General features: G+C 73.6%; 19 protein-coding genes. 10 read left to right on the forward strand and 9 right to left on the reverse strand.

Going from position 1 to position 15,022, the window contains the following annotated elements; translation table 11 throughout:
• The first annotated feature begins 36 nt into the window (after window positions 1–36).
• The 3 genes from ACBJ59_RS10020 to ACBJ59_RS10030 are packed head-to-tail and all read left to right on the forward strand — an operon-like array spanning window position 37 to window position 4,090.
• Window positions 37–1,368 (forward strand): ADP-ribosylglycohydrolase family protein, encoded by a 1,332-nt coding sequence (locus tag ACBJ59_RS10020; protein ID WP_375109870.1) that lies wholly within the window; start codon window positions 37–39, stop codon window positions 1,366–1,368.
• Window positions 1,365–2,249: a ribokinase gene (rbsK, locus tag ACBJ59_RS10025; RefSeq protein WP_375109871.1), complete on the forward strand. Its 885-nt coding sequence runs from the start codon at window positions 1,365–1,367 to the stop codon at window positions 2,247–2,249. The genes ACBJ59_RS10020 and rbsK overlap by 4 nt, the downstream gene beginning before the upstream one ends.
• A complete protein-coding gene (locus ACBJ59_RS10030) occupies window positions 2,249–4,090 on the forward strand; it encodes an SUMF1/EgtB/PvdO family nonheme iron enzyme (protein WP_375109872.1) in 1,842 nt (613 codons plus the stop codon). The genes rbsK and ACBJ59_RS10030 overlap by 1 nt, the downstream gene beginning before the upstream one ends.
• On the opposite strand, the gene ACBJ59_RS10035 is transcribed toward ACBJ59_RS10030, so the two are convergent.
• Window positions 4,087–4,587, reverse strand: coding sequence for an NUDIX hydrolase (locus ACBJ59_RS10035; protein WP_375109873.1), 501 nt, complete (start codon window positions 4,585–4,587; stop codon window positions 4,087–4,089). The genes ACBJ59_RS10030 and ACBJ59_RS10035 overlap by 4 nt on opposite strands.
• A 44-nt stretch (window positions 4,588–4,631) precedes the next feature.
• Between ACBJ59_RS10035 and ACBJ59_RS10040 the strand changes: the two genes are divergently transcribed.
• Window positions 4,632–4,847: a hypothetical protein gene (locus ACBJ59_RS10040; RefSeq protein ID WP_375109874.1), complete on the forward strand. Its 216-nt coding sequence runs from the start codon at window positions 4,632–4,634 to the stop codon at window positions 4,845–4,847.
• Window positions 4,848–5,017: 170 nt separating this feature from the next.
• Here ACBJ59_RS10040 and ACBJ59_RS10045 read toward each other — a convergent pair whose 3' ends face one another.
• On the reverse strand, window positions 5,018–5,806 hold the full coding sequence (locus ACBJ59_RS10045; protein WP_375109875.1) for a FadR/GntR family transcriptional regulator: 789 nt from the start codon (window positions 5,804–5,806) through the stop codon (window positions 5,018–5,020).
• Window positions 5,807–6,011: 205 nt separating this feature from the next.
• Here ACBJ59_RS10045 and leuA point away from each other — a divergent pair, with 205 nt between their 5' ends.
• Both leuA and ACBJ59_RS10055 read left to right on the forward strand, forming a co-directional pair.
• Window positions 6,012–7,700 carry a 2-isopropylmalate synthase gene (gene leuA, locus ACBJ59_RS10050; protein WP_375110215.1) on the forward strand — a complete coding sequence of 563 codons (1,689 nt, stop codon included), beginning with the start codon at window positions 6,012–6,014 and terminating at the stop codon, window positions 7,698–7,700.
• A 146-nt stretch (window positions 7,701–7,846) separates the two neighbouring features.
• A complete protein-coding gene (locus tag ACBJ59_RS10055; protein WP_375109876.1) occupies window positions 7,847–8,353 on the forward strand; it encodes a nucleotidyltransferase domain-containing protein in 507 nt (168 codons plus the stop codon).
• Here ACBJ59_RS10055 and pyrF read toward each other — a convergent pair.
• Window positions 8,344–9,165, reverse strand: a complete 822-nt coding sequence (gene pyrF, locus ACBJ59_RS10060) for an orotidine-5'-phosphate decarboxylase (protein ID WP_375109877.1) — start codon at window positions 9,163–9,165, stop codon at window positions 8,344–8,346. The genes ACBJ59_RS10055 and pyrF overlap by 10 nt on opposite strands.
• A gap of 128 nt (window positions 9,166–9,293) precedes the next feature.
• Between pyrF and ACBJ59_RS10065 the strand changes: the two genes are divergently transcribed.
• Entirely contained in the window at window positions 9,294–9,770 is a 477-nt protein-coding gene (locus ACBJ59_RS10065; RefSeq protein WP_375109878.1) for a DUF6968 family protein, read from the forward strand.
• Here ACBJ59_RS10065 and ACBJ59_RS10070 read toward each other — a convergent pair.
• A complete protein-coding gene (locus tag ACBJ59_RS10070; protein WP_375109879.1) occupies window positions 9,767–10,126 on the reverse strand; it encodes a hypothetical protein in 360 nt (119 codons plus the stop codon). The genes ACBJ59_RS10065 and ACBJ59_RS10070 overlap by 4 nt on opposite strands.
• Window positions 10,127–10,169: 43 nt before the next feature.
• On the opposite strand from ACBJ59_RS10070, the gene ACBJ59_RS10075 reads away from it, so the two are divergent.
• The gene (locus ACBJ59_RS10075) at window positions 10,170–10,973 is read left to right on the forward strand and encodes an HAD family hydrolase (RefSeq protein ID WP_375109880.1); all 804 of its coding nucleotides are present in this window, start codon (window positions 10,170–10,172) and stop codon (window positions 10,971–10,973) included.
• A 44-nt stretch (window positions 10,974–11,017) separates the two neighbouring features.
• On the opposite strand, the gene ACBJ59_RS10080 is transcribed toward ACBJ59_RS10075, so the two are convergent.
• From ACBJ59_RS10080 to ACBJ59_RS10095, 4 genes are all read right to left on the reverse strand, one after another.
• Window positions 11,018–11,305: a hypothetical protein gene (locus ACBJ59_RS10080; protein ID WP_364137004.1), complete on the reverse strand. Its 288-nt coding sequence runs from the start codon at window positions 11,303–11,305 to the stop codon at window positions 11,018–11,020.
• 16 nt (window positions 11,306–11,321) lie between these two features.
• On the reverse strand, window positions 11,322–11,942 hold the full coding sequence (locus ACBJ59_RS10085; protein ID WP_375109881.1) for a TIGR00645 family protein: 621 nt from the start codon (window positions 11,940–11,942) through the stop codon (window positions 11,322–11,324).
• Window positions 11,942–12,088, reverse strand: coding sequence for a hypothetical protein (locus ACBJ59_RS10090; protein ID WP_375109882.1), 147 nt, complete (start codon window positions 12,086–12,088; stop codon window positions 11,942–11,944). The genes ACBJ59_RS10085 and ACBJ59_RS10090 overlap by 1 nt, the downstream gene beginning before the upstream one ends.
• Before the next feature lie 109 nt (window positions 12,089–12,197).
• Window positions 12,198–12,404 (reverse strand): hypothetical protein, encoded by a 207-nt coding sequence (locus tag ACBJ59_RS10095; RefSeq protein WP_375109883.1) that lies wholly within the window; start codon window positions 12,402–12,404, stop codon window positions 12,198–12,200.
• Between the two features lie 192 nt (window positions 12,405–12,596).
• Between ACBJ59_RS10095 and ACBJ59_RS10100 the strand changes: the two genes are divergently transcribed.
• Window positions 12,597–12,968 carry a hypothetical protein gene (locus ACBJ59_RS10100; RefSeq protein ID WP_375109884.1) on the forward strand — a complete coding sequence of 124 codons (372 nt, stop codon included), beginning with the start codon at window positions 12,597–12,599 and terminating at the stop codon, window positions 12,966–12,968.
• A gap of 3 nt (window positions 12,969–12,971) precedes the next feature.
• On the opposite strand, the gene ACBJ59_RS10105 is transcribed toward ACBJ59_RS10100, so the two are convergent.
• A complete protein-coding gene (locus ACBJ59_RS10105; RefSeq protein ID WP_375109885.1) occupies window positions 12,972–13,634 on the reverse strand; it encodes an endonuclease V in 663 nt (220 codons plus the stop codon).
• A gap of 71 nt (window positions 13,635–13,705) precedes the next feature.
• Between ACBJ59_RS10105 and ACBJ59_RS10110 the strand changes: the two genes are divergently transcribed.
• A complete protein-coding gene (locus tag ACBJ59_RS10110) occupies window positions 13,706–15,019 on the forward strand; it encodes an FAD-dependent oxidoreductase (RefSeq protein ID WP_375109886.1) in 1,314 nt (437 codons plus the stop codon).
• Window positions 15,020–15,022: the final 3 nt, after the last annotated feature.

A 15,022-nucleotide genomic window follows, 5' to 3' on the forward strand; every position in this document is an offset into this window, starting at 1 on the left:
GATCCACCGCACCCGCACCCGATTCGAGGAGCGCGCATGATCCGCCTCACCTGGGTGCAGCCGGAGGACCTCGTCGGGCACGAGCTGCGCCAGGCCGCCGAGGACGGCCGCGACGTGAGCGAGATCGCCGCCCGGTGGCACGCGGCGGGCGGCCACGACGCCCCGCCGCGCGCCGGCGCCTCCGAGCCGGGCGCCGCGCGGCTGCGCGGCCTGGCGGAGGAGCTGCTGGACGAGCTGGCCGCCGTCCCGTCCCCGCTGCCCGAGCCGTCGGACCTGGCGGGCATCATCGCGGCCTGCCCCGACTGGCCGGAGCCGCGCCCCCGGGAGGTCGCCGTCGACCCCGGCCGGGTGCTGGGCGCGTGGCTGGGCCGGGCGGCCGGCTGCGTGCTCGGCAAGCCCGTCGAGAAGATCCCGCGCGCGGGCATCAGGCAGATCGCCGAGGCCACCGGCAACTGGCCCATCCGCGGCTGGTTCACCGCGAAGGGCCTGCCGGACGACATCGCCCGCCGCTGGCCGTGGAACCGCCGCAGCGCCGTCAACTCCCTGGCCGAGAACATCGACGGCGTCCCCGAGGACGACGACCTCAACTACCCGCTGCTGGCGCTGTCGGTCCTGGAGCGCCACGGGCGCGCGTTCACCACCGAGGACGTGGCCCGGCTGTGGCTGGACGAGCTGCCCGCGGGCCGTACGTTCACCGCCGAGCGCGTCGCGTACCGCAACCTCCTGGACGGCGTCGAGCCCCCGGCCACGGCCACCTACCGCAACCCGTTCCGCGAGTGGATCGGCGCGCTGATCAGGACCGACGTCTACGGCTGGGTCAATCCCGGCGACCCGGCCACGGCGGCCGAGCACGCCTGGCGCGACGCCCGGCTCACGCACACCGCCAACGGGATCTACGGGGCCATGTTCGCGGCCGCGATGTGCGCCGCCTCGATGGTCGCCGGTTCGGCGGAGGAGGTCGTGCGGGCGGGGCTGTCCGTGGTGCCGCGGGGCTCGCGGTTGCACGAGGCCGTACGCCTGGCCGTCGCCGACGCCGCCCGCGAGGACGACTTCGAGCGCGTCATCGACCTGCTCCACGAGCGCCACGGCAACCTGCACTGGGTGCACACGATCAACAACGCGGCCCTCGTCGCCGCCACGCTGATCCACGGCCGGGGCGACTTCACCGCCACGATCGCCGGGGCGGTGGCCGGCGGCTGGGACACCGACTCCGCCGGGGCCACGGCCGGGTCCGTCGCGGGCGCGCTGAACGGCGGGGTGCCGGAGCGCTGGCGCATGCGTGACAGCCTGGCCAGCAGCCTGACCGGCTTCGACGGGGTGGGTCTTGCCGCCCTGGCGGCGCGTACACAGGAGATGATGAAGTCATGATCTCGGTTTTCGGCAGCGCCAACATGGACCTCGTCGCCTACGTCTCCGAAGCCCCCAAACTGGGCGAAACGGTCACCGGTCACCGGTTCCGCACCGTGCCCGGCGGCAAGGGCGCGAACCAGGCGATCGCCGCCGCCCGCGCGGGCAGCGAGGTGGCGTTCCTGGGGGCGGTGGGCGACGACGGGTTCGGCGCGGAGATGCGCGCCACGCTGGCTGAGGCCGGGGTCGACGTCCGCGGGCTGCGCCAGGTGCCCGGGCCCAGCGGCATCGCGCACATCGTGGTGGACGACACCGGCGGCAACTCGATCATCGTCGTCCCCGGCGCGAACGGCACCGTCACCGGCCCCTCGGGCGAGGACCTGGCCGCGATCGCCAGGTCACAGGTGCTGCTGCTCCAGCTGGAGCTGCCGATGGCGGCGGTCGTGGCCGCGGCGCAGGCCGCCCAGGTGTCCGGCGTGCCGGTGTTCCTCACCCCGGCGCCCGCCCAGCCGTTGCCCGCCGAGCTGCTGGACGCGGTCACCACCATCGTCCCGAACGAGCACGAGGCCGCCGCCATCACCGGCGTGACGGGTGCCGACGCGGCCATGGACGCGCTGCTGGAGCTGGTCGACGAGGCGGTGATCACGCTGGGCTCGGAGGGCGCGCTGTACGGGTCGCGGTCGGGGGAGCGGGTGCGGGTGCCCGCGGTGAAGGTGGACGCGGTGGACACCACGGCGGCCGGCGACACGTTCGTGGGGGCGCTGGCCGTGGCGCGGTCGGAGGGGCTGGCCGTGGCGCAGGCCCTGCACTTCGCCTCCGTGGCGGCGGCGCTGTCGGTGCAGCGGGAGGGCGCCAGCACGTCGATGCCGACCCGCCGGCAGATCGAGGACGCGCTCACCTGATGCCCCCGGAGACCACCCTGCCGGGCCGGGACGCCGCCCCGCCCGGCTCGCCCGCGTCCGGCTCCCGGCCGGGTTCGCACGCGGCCGGCTTCCGGCCGGCGGAGCCGCGGCCGCGGGAGATCGACCTACCGGCGCGGGTGCCGCTGGACGGCGGGGACCTCGGCGGGCTCGATCGGGCCAAGATCCTCGCCGCCCCCGGCGACCCGGGCGACCGTGACGCCTGGCGGGCGGCGCTGGCCCGATGGCGGGAGGAGGCCCGCGCGCGGCTGCCCCGCCGGGGCGCGTACCCCGGCTGGACCCGCCGCTGCTTCTCGGTCTGCGTGGCCTGGCTCTGGGACGACCTGCTCCGGGACGGCGACCGGTTCACGCCCGAGCGGTTCCTCGCGCACGGGGAGCGCGAGTTCGGCGGGTACGACGCCGTCGTCCTCTGGCACGCCTACCCCGTGATCGGCATCGACGGCCGCAACCAGTTCGACCTCTACCGCGACGTCCCGGGCATCGACGAGCTCGTACGCGACCTGCGCGCCGCCGGGGTCCGCGTGCTGCTCGACTACAACCCCTGGGACACCGGCACCCGCCCCGAGGACCACCGGACCGGGCTCGGCGAGGTGGTGGACCGGCTGCGGCCCGACGGGCTGTTCCTCGACACGCTGAAGGCGGGCGACGCCTGGCTGTCGGAGTACGGCGTGGCGCTGGAGAGCGAGTCCTCGGTCCCTCTCGACCGGGTGGCCGACCACGCGATGTCGTGGGCGCAGTGGTTCGCGGACTCCGAGTGGCCGGGCGTGATCAAGACCAAGTGGTTCGAGCGGCGGCACATGCTGCACCACACCCGGCGCTGGCACCGCGACCACTCCGAAGAGCTGCACTCCGCCTGGATGAACGGCTGCGGGATGCTGGTCTGGGAGAACGTGTTCGGCTCCTGGGTGGGGTGGAACGCCAGGGACCGGGCGATCCTGCGGGCCATGCTGCCGGTGCAGCGGGCGTACGCGGAGCTGTTCGCCGAGGGGGAGTGGACGCCGCTGGTGGACGAGGCCGCCCCGAGCCTGCCCGCGTCCCGCTGGTCGGGCGACGGCGTGACGTTGTGGACGATCGTCAACCGCTCGGCCGAGGCGTACCGCGGCCCCCTCCTCGATATCCCGAAAAATCGGGAGCTGAGGTATTACGACCTGATCCACGGGGTCGAGCTGGACGACGACCTGCACGGCACGGTCCCGGGCCGGGGGGTCGCGGCGGTGCTGGCCGTACCGGAGGAGCTGGATCTGGAGCCCCGGGATCCGGGGTGGAGCGACGACACCACGTTCCCCGCGCGGACGCCCCGCCGCACGACGCCGCTGGAGGGCGCGCCCGCGACGGCCGAGATCACCTACCGCGTACGGGAGTGCGGCTTCGACGGCGAGGCCCCGTTCGTGGACGAGTGGAAGCCGCTCCCGCCCCGCCTGCACGCCATGCGCACCGAGACCCGCCAGGTCAGGCGGGCCGCCACGGCCGCGGAACGCGAGGTCACCAACGCCGAGTTCGCCAGGTTCGCCCCCGGCCACCCCTGGCTGGGGGACCCGGACGCGCCCGTCACCCACGTCACCCTGGAGGAGGCCCGCGCCTATGCCGCGTGGGCGGGGGCGCGGCTGCCCACCGAGTACGAGTGGTCCGGCCCGGCCACGCTGTGGAACCTCACCGACAGCGAGCACACCGACGGGCGCACCAGGTTCCTGATCCTCAAAGGGCCCGGCCCGGTGGCGACCGGCTCGGAGTGGTACGTGGCCGCCGACGACACCGTCAAGCTCCTGCGTACCCACCCCGACCTGGAACGCTCCCCGAACATCGGCTTCCGCGTCGCTCGCTAGCGGGTCCACCGGAGCCGGGCCGGGGTCGCCGGCCGTTCCCCGGCGAGCAGGCCGGGCAGGAGGGCGGCCAGGCCGGGCGGGAAGACCAGCTCGTCCGTGGCGGCCAGCTCGGCGGCGCTCCACCAGCGGTTGCCCAGGAGCGCCTCCGCCCGCTCGTACTCCTCCAGCGCGGTCGGGGTGACGGTGCACGACTGGACGCGGGCGAAGAAGTAGGTGTGCACCGTGTAGAAGTGGCGGCCCTGGTTGGACCACGGGCCCTCGTTCGTGGCCACGGGCCGGCCGAGGGCGGAGGGGTCGAGCACGTGGCCGGTCTCTTCGAGCGCCTCGCGGGCCGCCGCCTGCGCCGGGGTCTCGCCCGCCTCGATCCCGCCGCCCGGCAGGTGCCAGGCGGGCTCGCTCGGCCACGGCTCGGGCGGGACGAACCGGAGCAGCAGCACCCGGTCGTCGGGGGCGGCCAGGATGACGCGCGCGGTGGGGCGCTGGGTGCGGGTGGTCACCCCCGGACGGTAACAAACGGTCCTCGTGGGGCAGGTGGGTGACTATGAGCGAGACATCCGATGAGCTGCCGGAGGCGATCGGGGGCGTGGACGGGGAGAGCGACGTGGTCGCCGAACGATCCGGCGCCAGCACCCCGAAGTCGCGCCGCCCCGTGCCCGCCGACCCGCCCGACGAACAGGACGAACCCGAGCCGGAGGAGGAGCTGGACGCGGACGAGGAGGACAGCGAGATCCGCCCGGACGTGGGCCCCACCGGCTGACGCCCCGCCCGCCCGGCACCCGCTCGGTCGCGCCCGACCGCCCGGTGCCCGCCCGGCCGCGCCCGACCGATCGGCGTCTGACCGACCGGCGCCTGACCGGCACGACCGGCGTCTGCCCGGCTGCGCCCAGGTGGGCTGGCGTTCCGATGGCGCTGGCGACGGCGGCGGCGCTATCGACAGGGCGGCGGACGCCGGGTTTGCGGAGCCGATGAGCCGAGGGTCAGGGGTGGGGGTGAGTGCCCAGCGGGCCCGGGTGAGCGCTTGGCGTGCAGGTGGGTGAGCGTCTGCTCCAGCTCCGCCTGCAAGATCCCCCCGGCCGCCGCCCCGTCCCCCTCCCGGATGGCCGCCACCAGGGCGGCATGCGTGTCATGCCCCGGATTGCGGTGGTGCTCCCGCAACCCCAGCAACTCCACCAGATCGATCAGCCGCCCCCGCAAGGCGGGCGCGAACTCCGCGAACAGGTCGGAGAGCACCGGGTTGCCCGCCGCCGCCACGACGGCCGCGTGCAGCGCGATGTCGGCGTCCACGAAGGCCGCGTCGTCCCCTTCCGCCCCCCGCTCCCGCGCCTCCAGCGCCGCCTCCAGGGCGGCCATGTCCTCCTCGGTACGCCGCCCCGCCGCCAGCACGGCCGCCTGCGTCTCGACGATCATGCGGACCTCGTAGACGTCGGTGATGGCGGCCCGCCGCAGCCGGGCGGCCCAGCTCTCGGCCGGCTCGGCGGCGCCGGCCGTGGCGATCACGAACACCCCCGACCCCTGCCGGGCCTGCACCAGCCCCGCCCCGGCCAGCGCCCGCAGCGCCTCGCGCACCGTCGAGCGCCCCACGCCGAGGGCCTTGGCCAGCGCGTTCTCCCCGGGCAGCCGGGTGCCCACCGGCCACTCGCCCTGGGTGATCTGCTCGCGCAGGTGCTCGGTGGCCTGCTCGACGAGCGGGCTGGGATGGAGGGAGCCAAGCGGCATCGCGGTCAACCTCTCAGGTTGTCTGAGGACCTGTGTTGTGGTTAGTGTAGCGCCCATGACGTCGTACGGTCTGCTCCTTCCCGGCCGCGGCGGGGCCTGACCGGACCGGCACCCCGCCGCGGTGGCCCGGGTGCCCGCCGGTCTCTCCACCTCAAGACGGAAGAGCAGCCACGTGTACGAATGGAACCGGCAACGCCCCAGCAGCATGCCGTACCACCGCTACAAGCCCGCCCACGAGCGCGTCGAGGTGCCGCTGACCGGCGGCCGCGACTGGCCGGCCCGGCGCATCACCGCATCCCCCCTGTGGGTGCCCGTCGACCTGCGCGACGGCAACCAGGCCCTGGCCGAGCCGATGGACCCGGCCCGCAAGCGCCGCATGTTCGACCTGCTCACGGCCATGGGCTTCAAGGAGATCGAGGTCGGCTACCCCTCCGCCAGCCAGACCGACTTCGACTTCGTCCGCCACCTCGCCACGCCGGGCGCCGTGCCGGACGACGTGACCGTGGTGGTGTTCACGCCCGCCCGGCACGACCTGATCGAGCGCACCTTCGACTCCGTCGAGGGCATGTCCCGCGTGGTCGTGCACCTCTACACCCCCACCGCCCCCACCTGGCGGAACGTGGTCCTCGGCCACGACCGGCCCGCCCTGCGCGCCCTGATCAGGGACGCCGCCGAGCACCTCGCCCGCCTCGCCGGCGACCGTGACCTCCGCTTCGAGTTCTCTCCGGAGGTGTTCAACCTCACCGAGCCGGACTACGTGCTGGAGGTCTGCAACGACCTGACGGCCCTGTGGGACGCCTCCCCGGACCGCCCCGTGATCCACAACCTGCCCGCGACGGTCGAGGTGGCCACCCCCAACGTGTACGCCGACCAGATCGAGTACATGCACCGCCACCTCGACCGCAGGGACGCGGTGATCCTCTCCGTGCACCCGCACAACGACCGCGGCACCGGCGTGGCCTGCGCCGAGCTGGCCCTGCTGGCCGGGGCGCAGCGGGTCGAGGGCTGCCTGTTCGGCAACGGCGAGCGCACCGGGAACGTGGACCTGGTGACGCTCGCGCTCAACCTGCACTCCCAGGGCGTGGACCCCATGCTGGACCTGTCCGACATCGACGAGGTGCGCCGGGTCGTCGAGCACTGCAACCGCCTGCCGGTGCCCGACCGCCACCCGTACGCCGGAGACCTCGTCTACACCGCCTTCTCCGGCACCCACCAGGACGCCATCGGCAAGGGCCTGGCCCACCACGCCAAGCGGGCCGCGGATCTGGGCGTGCCGCCGGAGCAGGCACCGTGGGAGGTGCCGTACCTGCCGATCGACCCGGCCGACGTGGGCCGCGACTACCAGGCCGTCATCCGCGTCAACAGCCAGTCGGGCAAGGGCGGCGTCGCCTACCTCCTGAACACCCGCTACGGCCTCGAGCTGCCCCGCCGCCTGCAGATCGACTTCTCCTCGGTCGTCCAGCGGGCCACCGACGGCAGCGGCGAGGAGATCACCGCCGAGCAGCTCTGGGAGCTCTTCCACGCCACCTACCTGGCGCCGGGGGAGACCAGCGCGCTGGCCGACTGGAGCACGGTGGAGACCGCGCCGGGCGTGCACGAGTTCGGCGGCACGCTGCGCAGCGGGCGGCGGCTGCACGGGACCGGCAACGGCCCGCTGTCGGCGCTGACCGGCGCGCTCGCCGCCGACGGGATCGACGTGGACATCCTGCACTACGCCGAGCACGCCCTCGACCCGGGGCGGGGCAGCCGGGCCATCGCCTACGTCGAGGCCCGTGTCGGCGGCACCACCTGCTGGGGCGCGGCCCAGGACACCTCGGTCCTGACCGCGTCGGTGCACGCGGTGCTGGCCGCCGTGAACCGGGTCATCGAACCGGCCGCCCGCGGCGCCGTCTGACGCCCTCGGCCTCCGCATGAGCCGCCGGGACCGGCAGGTGCGCCGGTCCCGGATCGCGAGGGGGCCTCGCTCGAGTACGATCACCTCTTCGTACGCCGTGCCGACTCGCCCGAGCCGGTACGGAATCGCCCGGTGGAGGGATGCGGATGTTCGCGGAAGGCGCGGTCCTGGACGTGCTGGCGGCCCTGGAGACGGCGGGCTGCGCCGTCTGGGTCGCCGGCGGGTGGGGCATCGACGCGCTCGTCGGCCGCGTCACCAGGGAGCACCACGACCTCGACCTCCTCCACCGGGCCGAGCAGGAGCCCGCCGCGATCGCCGCGCTGGAGGCCCTGGGCTACGCCGAGCGCCTGGAGGGAGTCGTGCCGGGGCGGCCGGCCCGCTTCGTCATGGCCGGTCCGGGCGGGCGCGAGCTGGACCTGCACCCGCTGCGCTTCCGGCCCGACGGCTCCGCCGTCCAGCGGCTCGACGACCAGGGCGGCGCCCTCACCTATCCGGCGGACGCCTTCGCCTCCGGCGTGATCGGGGGAGTGCGGGTGCCGTGCCTGTCAGCGGCCCAGCAGATCGCCTTCCACCAGGGCTACCGGCCCCGGGAACGCGACCTGCACGACATGGCCGTGCTCCGGGAGGCGTTCGGGTCGGAGACTCACTTCTGAGAGGCGACCCCGGACAGGTGGGCGGCGCACTCGTCGCGGTAGTGGAGCGTGCGGGTGCGCAGCCGCTTCGGGTCGGCCAGCACGGCCCTGGACACCGACGGCACCACCGCGTGCCGTACGGACCCGAACAGCCGGGCCACGTCGGCGGGCGTGGCGCCCTGGGCGCCCAGGCCCGGGGCCAGGATGGGCCCGTTGAGGTCGGCGAGCGAGTCTTCCAGCGCGGGCAGCGTGGCGCCCATGACCACCCCGACCGGCCCGAACGGCGAATGCCCCGCGTTCGCCCTGGCGGCCCCGGCCAGCACCTGGCCGGCCACGAGCCGCTGCAGCCCGGCCGCCTCCGGGTTGGAGGTGCGGGCCAGCACGAACACGCCCGCGTCGTTGGCCACCGCCGACGTGATCGCCCCCTCCAGCGACCCGAACCCCAGGTAGGGGCTCAGCGTCACGGCGTCGGCGGCCAGCGGGCTGCCCCTGTCGAGGTAGGCCTCGGCGTAGGCGGCCATCGTGCTGTCGATGTCGCCCCGCTTGACGTCGAGCAGCACCAGCGTGCCCGCCTCGCGCAGGTCGGCGATGGTGCGTTCCAGTACGGCGATGCCGCGGCTGCCCCAGCGCTCGAAGAAGGCCGACTGCGGCTTGACCACGGCGGCCACGTCGGCCACCGCGTCCACGACGGTGCGGCAGAACCGTTCCAGACCGGCGGGGGAGTCGTCGAGGCCCCAGGCGTGGAGCAGGGCCGGGCTCGGGTCGATGCCCACACAGAGCGGCCCCCGCTCGTCGAGCCTGGCTCGCAGACGGGTCCCGAAGGAATCGTTCATCTGTGCGCTCCCAGTAGGCACCGTGGGCACGAAAGGTTCTCCGGCGACGATATGGTACCGAGGCTCTGTTGCCTAACCGGTGCCGGGCCGAGTCTTCCAGGAGTGGCCTTGGGGGTAGATCAGCAGACATGTACGAGATCGCCCACCGGATGCTGGTGCTGCGTACCGATCCGCCGCGCGACGTCGTGGTCGCGCTCGGCGTGCCTTACGAGGAACCGACGGGTGAGTGGTCGTGCCCGTACCGCATCGACGGGCTCGACGGGTGGGAGCACGAGCGGAAGGTCACCGGGCTCGACTCGTTCGAGGCGGTGGAGCTGGCGATGGCCATGGTCCGGACGGCCCTCGCGGGCTCGCACGAGGCCAAGGGAGGGCTGCTGGCCTGGGACGACGCGCCGGAGGGGAAGCGGGCGCGGACGGTGTACGTGAGTGTCGACGAGGACCGGAATATCGCATATATCGGGATGAAGCACGAAATAGTGCCAGGCGAGGCCGTACGCCAGGTCGTGGCCGAGGACGTCGTCCTCGACTACGGCGACTCCGGGCAGCTCCTGGGCGTGGAGCTCACCGACGCCGACAGGCAGCTCCCCTCCGAGATGCGGATCTAACGCGACACGAGCCACCGCCAGCGCGGCAGCTCCAGCACCACCGTCACCACGGCCAGCACGGACACCAGCGCGGCGGCGACCGCGTGCCAGGCCACCCACGCCGCCGCCACCGCGGCCAGCACGTGCAGGACGACCAGCGCGATGGTCACGTGACCCGGCACGGCCACGATCACGTTCCGCTTGTCGCCCGGGGTGGAGAAGATCGTCGGCAGCCCGATCAGCACCACCACGGACAGCACGGCCAGCGGCACGGAGTGCGGGGCGAGCGCCCACGGGGTCGCGACCCACGCCACCAGCTCGGTGGCGAAGCGGAACGCGGACGCGGCGCGGTCGTCCGGCCGGGCAGTTGAGGACACCCGCGTACCTTACAAGAACCCCTATGTCGGGATAATCGCCCCTGTGAGCACCGTGACCTTCCCGCGCATCGTGGCCACCGATCTCGACGGCACCCTCCTCACCTCCGACGGCACCGTCTCCCCCCGCACCAGGAAGGCGCTGCGGGCCGCCCGCACGGCCGGCGCCGACATCGTCTTCGTCACCGCCCGGGCGCCCCGCGGCATCCGCGAGATCGCCGGGCAGGCGGGCGTCACCGGCACCGCCATCTGCAGCAACGGCGCCATCGTGTACGACCTGGCCACCGACGAGATCACCGCCAGCAGCCCGCTCGACCCGCGGGCGGCGCGCGAGGTCGCCCAGGCGCTCGCGCAGGCGCTGCCCGGCATCGGCCTGGCCGTGGAGACCGGCAGGAACGTGCTGACCGAGGCCGCCTACACCAGGCGGGTGGAGCACGACCTGGCCTTCTACCGCGAGGTGGGCTCCGTCTTCGACGAGGACCAGCCCATCGTCAAGCTGCTCGCCCTGTCACCGGCGCACACGGCGGACGAGATGTACGCGGCCGTGTCGGCGGCGATCGGGCACCTGGCCGAGGTCACGTACTCGGGCGTGGAGGGCCTGCTGGAGATCAGCGCCCCGGGGGTGACCAAGGCGGTCACGCTCGACCGGCTCTGCCGGGAGCGGGGTTTCGGGGCCGGCGACGTGGTGGCGTTCGGCGACATGCCCAACGACCTGGCCGTGCTGATGTACGCGGGCGCCGGCTACGCGATGGCCAACGCCCACCCCCTGGTGTTGTCGGCCGCGGCGTACCGGACGCTGTCCAACGACGAGGACGGCGTGGCCGTGGTGCTGGAGAGCCTCCTGGCCTGACGGGACCGGTGCCCGCCCACCCCCGGGGGCGGGCACATGCGGCCTCACGCGTCGTCGTCCGAGACCCGCGACGTGCCCTCGCAGGTGGTGGGCGACTTGCTGAGCAGCGGCACCAGACCACCGCACGTGCTCAGCGGCAACGACACCGGCTCCACGATCTCGTCGTTGAAGATGATCACGTCGCCGATCAGGGGAGCGGGGCCGGGCTTCGCGGCGGCGTCGTCGTCGGCGTACGCGCCGGTGCAGCAGAGCAGCGCCGCGGTGACGGCCCCGAGTCCCGCGAACGCGGCGCCCTTCACCCCCATCAGGTGCTCCACCCCCGGCATCGCCACGGCCCGAGCCGCCAGGCTAGGCGGCCATCCGCTCCGGCTGCCGCTCGGCAGGGTGCACCCCGTCGCCTGCGCCCTGCTGCGGCCGTCCACCCGCCATGATGCGGTCGATCAGGGCGAGCGCCAGCGCCGAGACGACGAAGGTCAGGTGGATGAGGGTTTTCCATATCAGCTCCCGGTCGGTGATGGTCGGTCGCGCCGCGTTGATGAAGATCTGGAGGAGGTGGATGGAGGAGATGCCGATGATCGCCATGGCCAGCTTGACCTTCAGCACGTTGGCGTTGACGTGCGAAAGCCATTGGGGCTGGTCGGGGTGTCCCTCGATGCGCAGCCGCGAGACGAACGTCTCGTAGCCGCCGATGATGACCATGATGAGCAGGTTCGAGATCATCACCACGTCCACGAGGCCGAGGACGATCAGCATGACGGTGGTCTCCGGCGGCGTGCCGCCGAAACCCAGATGGACCAGGTGGAGCAGCTCCACCATGAACCGCCACACGTACACGACCTGCGCGACGATCAGCCCCAGGTAGAGCGGCACCTGGATCCATCGGCTGAGGAACATGACGTAGCCGACGCGCGTCAGCGGTGTCCGTGGCCCGGCCGGCGTGTCGGCCACGGACAGCTGCGCGATCCGCACTAGGACGTCAGGACGTTGATGTGCTGGACCCAGGTCTGGACCTCGACGAGCGGGGGCTCGTTCGTGCCGAGGCCGTCGAGGATAAGGGGGGGTGCGCCGCCCGCCAGCGCGAGAGTGGCGAAAACTGCCAGGGCTCGGACCTTCAACGGAACTCCTTGCTGCTGCTCTTCGGTGGGTGGGACCGGGCGGTGCGAGGGGGCGCCGCCTGTGCCGGTGTCGAGGGGTGGTCCCGTGCCGGTGTCCCGGAGGCGTGGATCAGGGGGTGAGGCAGTGTGTCACCGGGAGCTCGCCCGAGGTGACGGTGGCCGGATCGAGGAGCGCGGTCGGGTCGGCGGGTGTCTCCGCCAGGCAGGTGAGGGCGTGGACGGGGTCCACGACGGCATGCGCGGCGGGGGCGGTGACCAGGATCAGGCCGCCGGCGGAGATCGCGGCGGCGGCGATCCGGCGGGGGGTGAAGAGCATGAAACCTCCTGGGTGACGGTAATGAACAACCCTCGACTAGCTACCCAGAGTAGTTATTCGGTAACACTTCGTCTAAGTAAAGAGTTCGGAGCGCGTACGCCCTGAGGTGTAGCGGCGATCGCGACGGCCGGCGGATGCCCGTCCGGGGGCCAGGAAAGATCCTGGAGACCTTCCTTCGAGAGGAGTGGTCCTGTGGTTACCGAGGTCGCCAAGGGGAGCGGGTACGCGACCGCGTTCAAGGCCGTCACCGCGCTCAACACGCTGGCCGTGCTCGCCCAGGCGGTCACCGCCGGGCAGCTCATGAGCGGGGGAGGGGCGGACCTGCACGGGCTCGGGGCGGGCGCGGTGCACGCGCTGGGCCTGCTGCAGCTCATCGGGGCGATCCTGCTCTGGCGGCCGGCGCGGGGGCCCGGCTGGCCGGCACTGGCGAGCCTGGCGGTGCTGCTGCTCGGGTTCGTGCAGTCCGCGCTGGGCGGGTCGGGCGCGGTGGCCGCGCACGTGCCGCTCGGGATGACCCTCTTCGGGCTCAGCGTGTGGCTGCTGGTGTGGTCCTGGCGGCGCTGACCGCTACGGGCCCGGGTGGCGGGCCAGGTGGTCGGCGTGGCGGACGGGCTCGGGGAGCCGGTAGCGGGCGGCCAGGCGCAGGACCTGGTCCGTGGCGGTGTCCAGCGAGATGCGGTGGCCCTGCGAGACGTACACGGGCTTGACCCCGGGCTGCGTGCGCAGGGCCCGGCCGACCGTGACGCCGTCGTGGACGATCGGCGTCCAGGCCCCGCGCTCGGGCCCCGGCGGCTCGTGCGTCCCGACGAACGGCGTCTTGCCCACCCCCACCGACGGCAGCCCGGTCAGCACGCCCAGATGGCAGGCCAGGCCGAAGCCGCGCGGGTGGGCCAGCCCGTAACCGTCGCAGACCAGCAGGTCGGGCGTCACCGCGAGCCGTTCGAGCGCCGTCACCAGGGCGGGCAGCTCGCGGAAGGCGAACAGGCCGGGCACGTACGGGAAGGCCGCCGCACCGTGCGCCACCACCTGCTCCACCGGCGCGAGCGTGGCGGCGTCGAGGACGACCACCGCGGCCGTCACCTCGTCGTCGCCGTGGTAGTGCACGTCCAGGCCCGCCACCAGGGTGAACGTGGTGGGTCCGGTCAGCTCGACCTGGGGGCGGAGCCGGTCCTGGATGGCCTCCGCCTCGGCGACGCCGGAGGGCCAGGGGTGAAGCTGCTTCACATGCACCCGGCCAAAGGTATCGCGTCACGCCGGTGCCTCGCCTGGACATATACCGCACCCCGCCGTACGAAGGAGAGATGGAAGTCACGATCGTCGGCGCCGGCCTCGTCGGCTGCCTGCTCGCCTGCTTCCTGGCCCACCGCGGCCACCACGTCACCGTGTACGAGCGCCGCCCCGACCCCCGCCGGCACGGCCGGGAAGGCGGGCGGTCGATCAACCTGGCCCTCTCCGCCCGCGGCATCGACGCCCTGCGCCGCCTCGGTCTCGACGGCAAGGTCCTCGACGCCGCCATCCCCATGCCGGGCCGGATGATGCACGCGCCCGACGGCGCCCTCACCTTCCAGCCCTACAGCGCCGACCGCACCCAGGCGATCAACTCCATCGGCCGCGCCGACCTCAACCGGCGGCTCCTGGACGCGGCGGACGCCATGCCGGGCGTGGATCTCCGGTTCGGGCGCCGGCTCATCGGCCTGGACGAGCGTACGGGCAGGCTGGAGTTCGAGGACGGCAAGGAGGACGGCGCCCGGGTGGTGATCGGGGCGGACGGGGCGTACAGCGCGGTCAGGGCCAGGCTGCAGCAGCTGCCAGGGGTGAGCTTCAGCCAGGACTACCTGGACTACGGCTACAAGGAGCTGCCGCTGCCGGCCAGGAACGGCGAGTACGCGATGGACCCGGGCGCGCTGCACATCTGGCCCCGTGGCCGCTCGATGATGATCGCCCTGCCGAACCCCGACCGCTCGTTCACCTGCACCGTGTTCTGGCCGCACGACACGCTGGCCGCGCTGGACACGCCGGGGAAGGTCAGGGCGTACTTCGCCGCGCACTACCCGGACGCGTTCGAGCTGATGCCCGACCTGGTCCCGGCCTACCGGGACAACCCGGTCGGCCACCTGGTCACCATGCGCTGCGCGCCCTGGCACGTCACCACCGGGGCCGCCACGGTCGGGCTCGTCGGCGACGCCGCGCACGCCATCGTCCCCTTCTACGGGCAGGGCGCCAACTGCGGCTTCGAGGACTGCGTCGCGCTGGACCGCTGCCTGGACGAGGCCGGCGACGACTTCCCGAGGGCGCTGGAGCTGTTCGAGCGCCGCCGGGCCGACACCGACGTGATCGCCCGGCTGGCCCTGGAGAACTTCGTGGAGATGCGCGACAAGGTCGGCTCCCGGCTGTTCCTGGCGGGCAAGCGCCTGGAGCACGCGCTGGAGCGGGCGCTGCCCGGCTACGTCTCCCGCTACGAGCTGGTGTCGTTCTCGACCACCCCGTACTCGCAGGTGGAGCGGCGCATCACGCGCCAGCGGCTGGCCGCGGCGGCGGCGGGCGCCGCGCTCGTGGCGGCCGGGTTCGCGGCGCGTCGCGGCCGGGGTCTGGTGCGTACGCCGGGCGGCGAATGACAC

The organism is Nonomuraea sp. MTCD27 (assembly GCF_041950495.1).
Lineage (GTDB): Bacteria > Actinomycetota > Actinomycetes > Streptosporangiales > Streptosporangiaceae > Nonomuraea.